The sequence below is a fragment of the Acinetobacter sp. SwsAc4 genome (genome assembly GCF_013391535.1).
GTDB lineage: Bacteria > Pseudomonadota > Gammaproteobacteria > Pseudomonadales > Moraxellaceae > Acinetobacter.
On the sequence record NZ_JACAXC010000019.1, the window covers coordinates 1 to 12,926 of the forward strand.

The following is a 12,926-nucleotide window of genomic DNA, read 5'->3' on the forward strand; positions in this document are numbered from 1 at the left end:
CGTAGTGACGGATTGGAGAATCGTATTCTACGTGTGAAGTATTAATTGTAATACCACGTGCTTTTTCTTCAGGAGCTGAGTCGATTTGTGAGTAATCTTTCGCTTCACCGCCGTAAGTTTTTGCACAGATAGTTGCAATCGCAGCAGTTAAAGTTGTTTTACCATGGTCAACGTGACCAATTGTACCCACGTTTACGTGTGGTTTATTACGTTCAAACTTAGCCTTAGCCATTTGATTTTCCTCATTTACGTCGACACCAGTTTAGAGAAAAACAACCCTGAAAAACTTTCTTTATCGACATTCGCCTAAAAAACTAGACACCCAATACTTGAAAAGCAGACTATAATAGCCTGCTTCTTTAAAAATTTTGTAGAAATTCTACTAAGCTGTATATCTGGAGCTCTTATCGAGATTTGAACTCGAGACCTCTCCCTTACCAAGGGAGTGCTCTACCACTGAGCTATAAGAGCGACATCTTCGATGGAGCGGGAGACGAGGATCGAACTCGCGACATGCAGCTTGGAAGGCTGCCACTCTACCAACTGAGTTACTCCCGCATGTTGGTACTTACCACTTCAATCGAAGTTAGATGGTGGTGAGAGAAGGATTCGAACCTTCGAAACTTTCGTAGCAGAGTTACAGTCTGCCCCCTTTGGCCGCTCGGGAATCTCACCATATCACACTTACACAGTGCTGTTCTTTACGCTACACTACCACACTTTAAGATGGTGCCGGCACACGGATTCGAACTGTGGACCTACTGATTACAAGTCAGTTGCTCTACCAACTGAGCTATGCCGGCTCTTTCTTAGTGTTTCGTACGTTTCGTATCGGAACGGTGTGCAGTTTAGCAAAACTCTGAATCGATGCAAGTGGTTTTTTCAAAAAAACCGTTAAAAACTCATAAAATCAATCCGTTTGATGATAATTCAACCGCTTTGATCACTGCGCGAGCTTTTATTTGGGTTTCATTCCACTCTGATTCAGGATTTGAGTCTGCAACTAAGCCTGCCCCTGCCTGTACATAGACCTTTTTATCACGAATCACACAGGTACGAATCGCAATCGACATGTCCATTTCACCATGCCAGCCTAAATAACCTACAGCACCACCAAATACACCACGTTTAACTGGCTCTACTTCATCAATAATTTCCATAGCGCGGATTTTTGGTGCGCCTGAAAGGGTTCCAGCAGGAAAGGTTGCTTTAAACACATCTAAAGCATCCACGTCATCACGTACTTCACCCTGCACATTAGACACGATATGCATGACGTGAGAATAACGCTCAATCACCATACGATCAGTTACTTGCACTTTACCAATTTTAGAAACGCGACCAACATCATTGCGACCTAAATCGATTAGCATGAGATGCTCAGCAATCTCTTTTTCATCTGCGAGTAAATCTTGTTCCAAGGCAAGATCTTCTTCCTTAGTTTTACCACGTGGTCGTGTTCCAGCCAAAGGACGTACTGTTGCAATACCATTTTCTAAGCGTGAAAGAATTTCTGGAGAAGAACCCACGATATGAAATGGCTTTTCATCTGTGAGTGTTTGTCCTTGCACCAGAAATAAATACGGCGATGGATTGAGATGGCGCAATGCACGATAAACTTGTAAAGCCTCACCATCAAAATCAGACACCATACGTTGACCAGGCACAACCTGCATCACATCGCCTGCACGGATAAACTCTTTTACTTTCTCAACGGTTTCTAGAAACCTTTCTTTACCCGTAATGGATTCGAAATGTGGCGCAGTATGAGGTTTCGCTTGTAAGCTGACAGGCGTAGCGAGCAACTGCTCAAGTTGATCCAGCTTCTGCTGAGCCTTCTTATAGGCATCAGGCTGACTCGAATCTGCGTGATGAATTAAAAACAAAGTGTCCTTTAAATTATCAAACACAATCACGGTTTGAGACAACATTAACCAAAGATCTGGCAACGTCACAGGATCAGCCGTGGGAACGTTTTTAAGTTTTGGTTCGATATAACGTACCGCGTCATACCCCAAATACCCAACCAAGCCACCAGTAAAACTTGGTAACTCAGGCAATTCAACTTGGGTTGGCACCTTAAATTGACTTTGAAAATCACGGATATACTGAAATGGATCAGCGCAGTCTTGCTGGCGAAGCAAGCCATCAGCTTGCTGAATGGTCAATACACCTGCATTACAGGAAAAAACAATTGACTCCCCTAAACCAATCATTGAATAGCGCGCCCAATTCTCCCCCCCTTCAACGGACTCAAAGAGATAAGCTTGTTTTTGTTCTTTAAAACGTGCAAAAACAGAAAGTGGGGTTTCTGTATCGGCTAAACGTTGGCGATACACAGGAATGGTGTTATAGCCTGCTGATTTTAATTGCTCAAATTGTACTAAGGTCGTCATGAATCTTCTCTATGGTTTTAATTTCTGTGCGTTTTTTCTGTAGTGCCTTCTCAAGCCCGCCATCGAAAAACCATAACAAACTTCATGCTTGTCTCCTGACTAAATCATCTTCTATCAATTCTGCCAAACTATCGACCACTTGCTGTGGCTGACAGTCATAGATACTTTCCCCATGATTATAGCCATAGCTGACCACAATACAATCAATACCTGCACGTCTAGCGGCTTCCACATCATTACTCGAATCACCGATCATCAAAGCTTGTGACGCTGTAATATTTTGTTGCTGCATACAGTGTAGTAAAGGCAAAGGGTGAGGTTTACGTTCAGCTAAACTATCACCACCAACCACCATCTTAAAATATGGGCTTAACTGCAAAATATCGAGGATACCTTGCGCTAAATGCTCTGGTTTGTTAGTTACGCAAGCCATCGTAATATTATGCTGTTGGCAGTAATCCAAAAATGGTAAAACACCTTCATATACGTTGGTGTTTACACATAATTCTTGTTCATAAATCTCAACAAAAGTCTCAAGCAATTGCTTCTGCTGCTGGGCATCAATCTGCCCAAACAAATGCTCCAAGACAGTCTCACATAGTTTAGCCGCACCCTTGCCTACCCAAGCTCGAATCTGCACCTCTGTTACCAATGGTAATGCCAGCTTTTCCAAACTTAGATTCATTGCTCGATATAAATCAGCCGCTGAGTCCACAAGCGTCCCATCCAGATCAAATAAAATTAAACTTCGTTGTTGTAACTGAGCAACAGACATAGATTTCGACTCAAGAAATAAAAAGGCACGCCCATATGAGCATGCCTTGATTGTAAAAGGTTAATATAATTATTTAAAGAATAACCAAGCAATCACAGCTAAAATGATGAGTACAACAATTGAAATTAAACCAATCGATGCATTTTTTTGCTGTTCAATTTCTTGTTGAACACGAGAAATAGGTTCTTCAATCGCGATCGGTTGCTGTTCAGCAGCAGCCTGAACATCAATACCTTCAGGAATTGGTGCTGGTTTTGGAATTCCAACTTGTTGTGGCATACCATCTCGATTAATCGAAGTCTCCGCAGCTCGCTCTGCAAGCGTTGGCATACCCGCATCGTGATTCGTTGCCGCTACTGGCTCAACTTCAATTTCAGGTAAATCAGCCTTATAACGCTCAGGAGCAAGAACCATAAATATAAAACTGGCAAACTGGAGCATATCCCCATCATGCAATTCTATTTCCTGTTCCTGCTCAACACGCTCACCATTCACAAATGTTCCATTTGTAGACTTTAAATCTTTTACCCAAACATGGTCATCTCTAAACAGTAATGCAGCATGTTTTCGTGAAATGTCCTTGAGCTGCAACAAAATTTCAGCGTCCTGATCCCGCCCCACCAGCATGTCACGCTCAATACTAATCTCTTGCCCTGTAAATTCACCTGTAATGGCTTGTAATCTCCAAGTCATAGATGTTTATCCTTATCATAATTTCTTTCAATCATAACATTGTGACATAAGCGCTTCTGTGCATCTACTGTGAAGACGCAGGACGAATCGTCGTGGTTGTCACTGTATGTTTACTGCGTTCAGTTGCTTTGGCTGGAAGCTGCACCGTTTTTCGTTGTATTTGAGGCTCAACTACAACGACAGGCTTTGTGATAACCACAGCCTCTTTTTGCGTTGTTGTTGGAACTTTTTGGTATGGTGAGCTACTTACCGCAGGTTGTGGGCGATAAATATCCGCAACATTTTCAGGTAATTTTGCAAAATTACCATTTTTATCCATAGACAATTGGAGACTGTATAGCTGGTTATAACGTTGTTGAGATATACGTTGCACATCCTCAGCATCACCCACTATGGTTGGATGGATAAATACAAGTAAATTACGTTTTTCATTGCCACGACTATCTGAACGGAACAAACGACCAAGATAAGGAATATCCCCAAGAACAGGCAAACTTTGACGACTAACATCAGTCTGATCGGTAACCAAGCCACCTAACACGACTGTTTGCCCATGATCTGCGAGAACTGAAGTTTTAATCGCTCGTTTACTTGTCACCAAGTCAGCAGCCTGACCCTTACTATTTTCAACGTTTGAAACTTCTTGCTCCACTTCAAGTCGAACAGAACCACCTTCACCGATATGAGGGATCACCTTTAAAGTAACACCCACATCTTTACGCTGAACAGTTGTGTAAGGATTCACCGTACTGTTTCCAGTCGTCGCAACTGAACCTGTTACAAATGGAACATTCTGCCCTACGACAATATACGCTTCTTCATTATCCATAGTCACGATGGATGGTGTAGACAATAAATTTGATTTTTTATTTTCTTTTAGCGCTTGAATGAGAGCACCATATAATTTACGAGAGCCATTCGCACCTTCTTTGTAGTCACCCAAAATAATAGATGAACCTGTACCGAGTGCGGAACCGGCACCTGCTGCCCCACCTGTTAGGTAGCCTGCTGCGAGCTTAGAGATACTAGAACCAACATTCGAAAAGTTAATTAACCCAACACCGCTATTGAGATCACCTAATGCCCATTGCACACCAAGTTGATCAGCATCACTACCTACAATTTCAATAATGGCAGCCTCAATCAAGACTTGCTGACGTCGAGTATCTAACTGCTGAATGGCTGCCTCAATTTCACGCATCAATTGCGGATCAGCTTTAACAACTAAAGCATTTTGAGTGCTATCTGCAATAATACTCACACCAGCACTATTAAAGCTTGTAACACCACTATTTTGGCTATTATTATTGCTATTGTTAAGATTAATTGACGGCGTGGAAATTGAAGAAGTTGAAGTTCCCGTCGATGAACCCGAATTTTGATTATTTGAAACTAGATTGCTAATTGAGTTCGATTTACTAGCACTAGAATTTGATGAGGACGAAACTGACTGCCCTGTGACTAAACCTTGTAGAATTTCAGCTAAGTTCTTGGCACTCGCATATTTCAAACGGAATACTTTTAAACCACCCAAGCGATCTGCCGATGGAACATCGAGCATTTCAATCATCTGGCGTAAACGTTTGCGTGAATCAGGATCACCCTTAATTAAAATACGATTGGTTCGATTATCTGCAATAATTCGCACACGCGAACCAATAAAATCTTTCGAGGCACCTGTTGCACTCATGGTTTCGAGCAAACCAATAACTTCTTCAGCCTGACTTGATTGCAAACTGATCGCTTCAATATCATTTTGCCCTGTACCATCCAAATTACGGATAATATTTTCAAGTTGATAAATATTCGTCGCACGATCTGAAACGATCAAAGCATTGGTGCCAGCCACAGCAGCCAAATGTGCAAATTGCGGCATCAATGGTCGTAACGCAGGAATCAAATCATTTGGGTTCGTGTTTTGCAACCAAATGACACGAGTAACAATTTGATCCCCACCTGCACGACTTCGAGCATCGTAAGGAATTCCTGAGTTTTTAGCATTGCTATCAGGAACTAACTTGACCGTATTACCTGATGGAAGTGCAACCACACCATTAACATTCAACACACCTAAAAATAGGTCATAGACCTCATCTTTATTGAGAGGTTTATTGGAAATAACTGTAACGTTCCCGCGCACACGAGGATCAACAGCAAAGTTCTTACCCGTAATATCAGCGACTTCATTAATAAATGCCGTTAAATCCGCATCACGTAGATTAATCTTCCATGTTTGTGCTTGCACATTGGTACTGATGGTCGCAACCAAAGGCGCGGCAGCAAGTAGTGCCCAAAGTGGACGTTGATGATTCAAGAAAGCCATAACCTGCACTTATTCCTAACTAATGTGATGACGTGTTATCACTAAAAACTTTGTTGTATGGTCATCACTTGATCACCACGTTTTATTTCTATTTTGGCATGTCCTTCACGACGTACTTGCTCTAATAATTGCACTTCGCTAAGACCCTGCCCGACTGTCTGACCGTTGATCGATAGAATACGATCACCAGACCGCAAACCCAAGGTATTTTTTAAATTCGTTGGTGTTCGATCTGAGATTTCGTAACCGTCTGAACCACCACCACTCACTCCCATATTTTTTAAATACTGCTCACGATTTTCCTGCATTTGTTGGATGGCTTGTCCCAGCGCAGATTGTGATGAGTTTTGAGCAGGTGTAGGTGTTTGAGGTGTTGCAGCTTGAGGGTTTAATACAGGGGCAATTGGCTGGTATAAACCATTATCTAAACCCTTAAATTTAACTTCTCGTGTTGCACCATTATCCTGCTTCAGAATGACATGGTCCCAATACACTTCCGCTAGTTGATAGGAAGTTGAACCGATGGTTTCACCAACACGATAACGTTCAGCAGTATCGTTTAACTTAATAACCGCCGATGACAAATAGCTTGGATAACCCAACAATACGCCCTGCAACTCCACATTGACATTATCTTGTGCTGTCGTAGTAGCAGGTTCATTAAATAGTGCAAAAGAACTAATATTAGGAACTTGCGCCTGTTGTGAACCCAATGCAACACGATCAAACTGCATCGGCTGAGGTGGAGCCACAACCAACCAGAATAAAGAAGCTAACTTCCAACACAACCATAAAATGAGTAAAGTTAGGATAAAAGCACTTGTTTTATCGAATTGCTGCCAACGAAACTGCTGTAGTTTTTGTGCTATTGTTTTCATTAAAAACCACCTTGCAACAATGGTTGGCGAGAACTAATCACGTAAGTGTCGAGTCCCGCTTTACCTTGATAAGATGGTACATTTAATAACATCCGCTGTGTCAATTGAATATCGAGCATAAGATTCGGGTCTAAACTTAGATTCGCCATTTTCTGACTTTGCTGATCCCGAACATCTATTTGCAATTGTCCATTTTCATCTTTCATTTCCGCAGTCAATGAAGGCATATTCATACGATCTTGGCGTTGACCAAAGGTATAATTCAATTCACCACCACCCCAGTGCAATTTACCTTCAGTTGCAGTAAAACCTTTTTCTTTTTGATAATTAAACTGTACATCTTTAAGTTGAATTGAATTCTCAGGCCACTGCCAATTGGCAAAATACTTTAAAGTCTCAGGTGCAATTTCACCTTGCAAATCTTTGATCAAAATCTTTTGACCTAAACCGTAACCAAAAATACCATTAAATTGGGTATTCCCGCTGTGAATATCGAGATTTGCGCCAAGACGCAACATTAATAAATCTAAAGGACGTGTTTTCCAATGTACAGAACCACGTAACTGACCTTTTTGCCAATCCGCTTGTCCCTGCCAAATATTGCCGCTAACATTATGTAAGATTTGATTATCTTTAGAAAATTTCGCAATTAACCATGTTGCTGGAATTTGTAAAATAATAAAAATTAAAAATGCAAAAATGGCGAAAACCCACCACTTCCATTGTTTGGTATTTTTCTTCATTCCACCCTTACCAAATGCACAAATTATCATCCTTTTAGAGACACTCGCCCCTGAATGACATTATGCATACTTTTTCAACATCGCCAATTCTCTCATATAAAAAAACCAAGCTTTTTAAGCTTGGCTTTAATGAAGCATAGAATCATCGTATGACAGAACGATGACGAGTAAAACTTGCTTAGATTAGAAAATCTTCAAGTTTTGCGCCTTTCTCTAATTCAGCAACTAACCAACGTGGCTGTTTACCACGACCAGTCCAAGTTTCTTCTGTATTATTTTTATTACGGTAACGTGGTTCTACTGCTTTGCGCGTTGTCTTCTTACGCTTTTGCTCACCTAACTCCAATAACTCTTCAACACTAAAACCAACTGCTTCAGCTATTGCAATAATTTCATTATAAGCATCTTCAATTGCTTGATCTTTTTTGCTTGCGATTAAAGCTTCCGCTTCTACCTGTAAACGTTTTAAGTCTTCTACAGATAAATCACTAATATCTGGTTTCATTAGAACCACTCCAACTCAAAAGAAATATATCACTCAAAATAAAAAAGAATTCAAAAATTCTATTGCCATAGTAATTTATATACAATTAAATAATCAATATTAAATTAGTCAAATTAATCACAATACAACCATAAATCATCTTATACTTACAATAAAACAAAAAACTTAAGTGCATTTGATTAAATCCATTGTATTAATTTTTTTTAAAATGATGAAATAATTTTTAGAACCTGATGAATATTAATTTTACCTTAATTCTTGATGCTTTCTATAGGTTGAATTCCATATAACAAATCTAGACTATCTATGAATTAATTCACAAAATAAAAAGATAAGTTATATGAGATTAACGCACTCAAAATAAATATAGACATAATAGTCTTTATAAAATTATTTTAATGCAAGATTATTTCCAACACTTTGTTCAATAGCAATAATATTTTGTTTAATCAATTCAGGAATAGCTTGTTTATTGGAGGTTACTTTATCAACACAAACCATCACTGCCTCTCCTGTTGCAACGATTTGGTTTTGTGTTTCACTCCATAAACTATAATGCATTCGAAAAGCACTATTTCTGAGCTCCTCAATACGTGCACCAATATGCAGCACATCAGGATAAAATACTGGCTTTAAATACTTACATTGACTAGAGGCTACCACCGTCACTATATCTTGATCAAATATATTTAATGCCATTAAATAAGCAATTCGTGCACTCTCAATATAGCGATAATACTGCACATTATTTACATGCCCAAAAGCATCCATATCACCCCAAGCAATTGTTTGTCGATGTACAACAGGATAGACAGACAGGTCTTTCATATCTCACTCATATCTTAAAGTTTAAAAAATTAACATCATTTTCAAAGATTAAATTCAACTGCATGATCAAATCCAGATTATCTCCAAGCGTTGATTTAATCCGCAAATAGCTCATTAATATATTATCAGGATATAAAGTTAATAACTGCTCAGCTTCTTCTAAACGTTGAGTTGCAACATAAATATGCCATTTTGCAAAGGTCAACATTGGAACACTCGTGTAACGCTGTTCTAGTTGAATAATACGTTGCTCAACATAGCTATAATCGGGAATTTGCTTCAGTAGTTGCTGTTGGAACCAAAGATAAAAAACCTCTGGATCGAAATTTTCTTGCAATAAATGCAATGCAAGATCCTCATGCTGCAATCCCATTTCTGGCATACGTGCCAATAATTTTAACCACAAAACCTTACTACTATATGGTCGTGCTTGAATTTCATTCTCTAGAGCAATATACCGCTGTTGCAGTGCAGCTAAGTCATCCACAGATGCTTGATCAAACTGTATGAGTAATTGTTGCAACCAGAGATCTCGATGTTCTGCACTTAATAAACCATGCTGAATTGATTGTAAAAATAACCAAGGCTGTTGTAAGGCAAGTTTGCCCCACAAAACAGTAATGCGTTGTTGATAAGCAGTTTCAATCTCAGCCAACCAAGGTGAAAGTTGATGCTGTGCAAGGAATTCTAGATGGGTTAATGCTTTTTCTGTTTCATGTTGTTCTAAGAAAATATCGATCCGCTGTAGTTCTGCCAGCTCAAAGGCCATCGGTGCTGATTTCTCTAGTTTCTGCAAAGCGAGTTGATAGTCACCATTTTTATAATCAAATTGTGCATCAACAATATTACTCAGCAATCCTGATTGAGCAAAAACACGCTCAATAAATCCCTGCTGTTCTTTTGCCGCATCAAGCAGCCAGACTATACCGAGCTGCTCATATGGATGTAGATCTTTAAATTGTAAAATATTTTCTTTCTTACGCTGTTCTCGCGCAAAATATCTGCGACTCACAAACCATAACAACTGTGCGAATAAACTAATCACAATAAAAAGTGCGATTAAGCCCCATAAACTGCTTTGGAACTGCCAATCGCGCCAGTAAATATAAACATAGCCATTACCGTAGCCATAGCTCAGCATGGCAAACATAGCAAAAAATAATAGGCTTACAAGTAAATAAATGAACACCAGTTGTTTCATAATTACATTACCCCAGTAAACCAAGGGTCGTTAATTTAGGTGTCGAAATAACTGAAAGATTTAACAGCTTTTCTAATTTTTGCTTGATCATTTGACTGTTTTGATCAGGTAAAATTGAGAATAATCGAATTACCTCTTGAACGGATTTGCGATACTCAGATGCTTGTCCTTGATGTAAGGCTTGTGAAGCAAGAAGTAAACGTAACTGAGCTTCTTTTAAAATGAGATGGCGATTGATTAAATCAGGCTGTGTACGCTGCACCTTTTCAAATTTGAACCAAGACCACCATGAAGAGGCTTCAGCTTTTTGCATTTTAATAGTTGGGTTATGCACTTCTTGTAAAAGCTTTTGATCCAATTGCTGCAATAAAGTATCAATCTGTTGCTGCTGTTGGGTTTGCATAAGCACATAATGTTGAATAGCTTGTTTATCCTGTTCGATCGCTTTCATCAAACTATGCTGTAAAGCAGGAGAAACCGTATATTGGACAATATGCTGCTGTACTTGATTTAATTGATCAATCGCATAAATGAACTGCTGTTGATCTATTGCGAATTGAACTAACTGTAATTGCTGTTTGATTAATATAACAGGAGCTACACCCGTGACCATACTGGGTAAGCTCGAAGCTTCTGAAGGGTCAGATAAATGAGCATCTTGTAATTGTCGCTGCACAGCGACAAATTGATCATTCAGCAAAGAATAACGTTGCTGCTGCTGTGTAAGCTGTTGCTGGAGTTGAGGAACGATCTGAGAATATTGTGCTACGTCATAACTAAGTTTGGCTAACCATAATAAACTTAGTAATAAAATCAGGTAAACAATCTTTCTCATATACGTCCTTGCCAAGCACCGATACGTTGAATAATCTCTGATATAGATAAATTATCAAGCTGAATAATGTTAATCTCTTGATGTGTTTGCAACCGTGCATTTTTGAGTAGCTGTGCTAAACGCTCACCTAGCGCCAAATATATCCATTTCGCATCCATATTATTTTGACCACAAAGCTGCTGCCAATTATTCCAACTCGCTTCACTACTAATCAACACCATAACAGGTTGACTTGGCATTATTTTTTTTAAAATTTTTGGAAAAAGCCTAACACTTTGAATTGGGCATTGGCGACGATAAAGAACAAAATTAAGAATCTCGACACCTTGCTGTTGCAACTGCTGCATCATAAACTGCCGCCCCCCAAGACCACGCCAAAAAGCAACTTTATCCAAATGTACTTGTTGATTTAATATTGGAAGCTCTAGCATACCTTCCGAATTTTCAACCTCAGGGATGTGGCTGTCTATATCAAATTTTGCGAGTGCTTGGGCAGTTGCTTGACCCACTGCGATCCATTGCACATGCTTAAGTTGATCTAAGGATATCTTTTGTTGTTGTAAATATTGCATACCGACATCAACAGCGGTCGGGCTGACAACAACAATAACTTGCACCTGCTCAAGTTGCTGATACAGTTCACGTAAATGCCCCGAAAAAGGTTCAGCTACAAGTTCCAACAATGGCAGATTGATAACCTGATGACCCACTTCCAACAATGCTTGCGTTAAGTTCACAGCACGATCTTCAGGGCGCGTATTAATAAAAAGCATTAATAAAGCGCTTTTAACAATTCACCTGCACCTTGCTCCAATAAGCATTGTGCAAGTTGTTCACCTAATTGTTCAGCATCTTCTGAAGTTCCAACCAATTGTTGTTTTAGTAAGATTTTTCCATCAACACTTCCCACACGACCTTCTATGCTGAGCTGATCATTGGCTAAAGTTGCATATCCTGCGATTGGAACTTGACAACCACCTTCTAGATAGGCATTAAACGCACGTTCTGCACGCACACAAATTGAGGTTTCTTCATGCTGTAATGGTTGAATGATTTTTAATAATTCCACATCATCTGCACGACACTCTAAGCCCAATGCACCCTGACCAACAGCAGGTAAACTTAAAACAGGCGCTAAACAATGACGAATTCGATCTGCCAAACCTAAACGCTTTAATCCTGCACTGGCTAAAATGATCGCATCATATAAACCATCATCAAGTTTTGATAAACGCGTCCCCACATTGCCACGTAAGTCAATAATCTCTAAATCAGGACGTATTTGTAAAATCTGGCATTTGCGACGCAAACTAGATGTACCTAATTTGGCACCTTGAGGTAACTCATCAAAACTTTGGTAATGATTCGAAACAAAGGCATCAAGTGGGTCTTCTCGCTCACAAGTCACAGCGAGCGTTAAACCTTCGGGTAAGTGCATTGGCACGTCTTTCATTGAATGGACCGCCAAATCAGCGCGACCCTCTAACAAAGCAGCTTCCAGTTCTTTAACGAATAATCCTTTACCACCAATTTTTGCCAAAGGTGTATCTAGAATTTTATCACCCTGCGTCACAAACTTAAGCAACTCAACCGTTAAATCTGGATAAAGCGCATTTAAACGGGAGCGAATATGCTCCGCCTGCCAAAGTGCAAGAGGGCTTTGTCGAGTCGCAATTTTTAAGGTCTTCATAAATTCAAGTTAAGCATGGATCAAAACAATTGTTTCAAACTTAACTTGCTCACCTAAAA

General features: G+C 39.7%; 13 protein-coding genes and 4 tRNA genes. All 17 read right to left on the bottom strand.

What is annotated here, in order from left to right:
• Positions 1-232: GTP-binding protein (locus HYG88_RS09985; RefSeq protein ID WP_228151811.1), on the bottom strand; the 232-nt coding region annotated here is incomplete at its 3' end.
• 164 nt (positions 233-396) lie between these two features.
• A tRNA-Thr gene (locus tag HYG88_RS09990) sits at positions 397-471 on the bottom strand.
• Positions 472-482: 11 nt separating this feature from the next.
• A tRNA-Gly gene (locus HYG88_RS09995) sits at positions 483-558 on the bottom strand.
• 33 nt (positions 559-591) lie between these two features.
• Positions 592-675 (bottom strand) — tRNA-Tyr (locus HYG88_RS10000).
• A gap of 52 nt (positions 676-727) precedes the next feature.
• Positions 728-803: transfer RNA gene (locus tag HYG88_RS10005), tRNA-Thr, on the bottom strand.
• A 99-nt stretch (positions 804-902) separates the two neighbouring features.
• The gene (trpE, locus tag HYG88_RS10010; RefSeq protein ID WP_178883025.1) at positions 903-2,396 is read right to left on the bottom strand and encodes an anthranilate synthase component I; all 1,494 of its coding nucleotides are present in this window, start codon (positions 2,394-2,396) and stop codon (positions 903-905) included.
• 82 nt (positions 2,397-2,478) lie between these two features.
• Positions 2,479-3,171 (bottom strand): phosphoglycolate phosphatase, encoded by a 693-nt coding sequence (locus tag HYG88_RS10015; protein WP_178883026.1) that lies wholly within the window; start codon positions 3,169-3,171, stop codon positions 2,479-2,481.
• Between the two features lie 69 nt (positions 3,172-3,240).
• On the bottom strand, positions 3,241-3,864 hold the full coding sequence (locus tag HYG88_RS10020; RefSeq protein WP_178883027.1) for an FHA domain-containing protein: 624 nt from the start codon (positions 3,862-3,864) through the stop codon (positions 3,241-3,243).
• 64 nt (positions 3,865-3,928) lie between these two features.
• On the bottom strand, positions 3,929-6,187 hold the full coding sequence (gene gspD, locus HYG88_RS10025; RefSeq protein WP_178883028.1) for a type II secretion system secretin GspD: 2,259 nt from the start codon (positions 6,185-6,187) through the stop codon (positions 3,929-3,931).
• A 41-nt stretch (positions 6,188-6,228) separates the two neighbouring features.
• The gene (locus HYG88_RS10030; RefSeq protein ID WP_087536558.1) at positions 6,229-7,065 is read right to left on the bottom strand and encodes a type II secretion system protein N; all 837 of its coding nucleotides are present in this window, start codon (positions 7,063-7,065) and stop codon (positions 6,229-6,231) included.
• Entirely contained in the window at positions 7,065-7,808 is a 744-nt protein-coding gene (gene gspN / locus HYG88_RS10035) for a type II secretion system protein N (RefSeq protein ID WP_087548412.1), read from the bottom strand. The genes HYG88_RS10030 and gspN overlap by 1 nt, the downstream gene beginning before the upstream one ends.
• Before the next feature lie 178 nt (positions 7,809-7,986).
• A complete protein-coding gene (locus tag HYG88_RS10040) occupies positions 7,987-8,313 on the bottom strand; it encodes an H-NS family nucleoid-associated regulatory protein (protein WP_005163077.1) in 327 nt (108 codons plus the stop codon).
• Positions 8,314-8,703: 390 nt separating this feature from the next.
• The gene (locus HYG88_RS10045) at positions 8,704-9,141 is read right to left on the bottom strand and encodes a thioesterase family protein (RefSeq protein ID WP_178883029.1); all 438 of its coding nucleotides are present in this window, start codon (positions 9,139-9,141) and stop codon (positions 8,704-8,706) included.
• 7 nt (positions 9,142-9,148) lie between these two features.
• On the bottom strand, positions 9,149-10,342 hold the full coding sequence (locus HYG88_RS10050; protein WP_178883030.1) for a heme biosynthesis protein HemY: 1,194 nt from the start codon (positions 10,340-10,342) through the stop codon (positions 9,149-9,151).
• Positions 10,343-10,349: 7 nt separating this feature from the next.
• On the bottom strand, positions 10,350-11,177 hold the full coding sequence (locus tag HYG88_RS10055) for a hypothetical protein (protein ID WP_087547820.1): 828 nt from the start codon (positions 11,175-11,177) through the stop codon (positions 10,350-10,352).
• Complete coding sequence (locus HYG88_RS10060; protein WP_178883031.1) at positions 11,174-11,950, bottom strand: uroporphyrinogen-III synthase; 777 nt, start codon at positions 11,948-11,950, stop codon at positions 11,174-11,176. Before HYG88_RS10060 ends, HYG88_RS10055 begins: the two co-directional genes overlap by 4 nt.
• Complete coding sequence (hemC, locus tag HYG88_RS10065; RefSeq protein WP_178883032.1) at positions 11,950-12,867, bottom strand: hydroxymethylbilane synthase; 918 nt, start codon at positions 12,865-12,867, stop codon at positions 11,950-11,952. Before hemC ends, HYG88_RS10060 begins: the two co-directional genes overlap by 1 nt.
• Positions 12,868-12,926 lie beyond the last annotated feature (59 nt).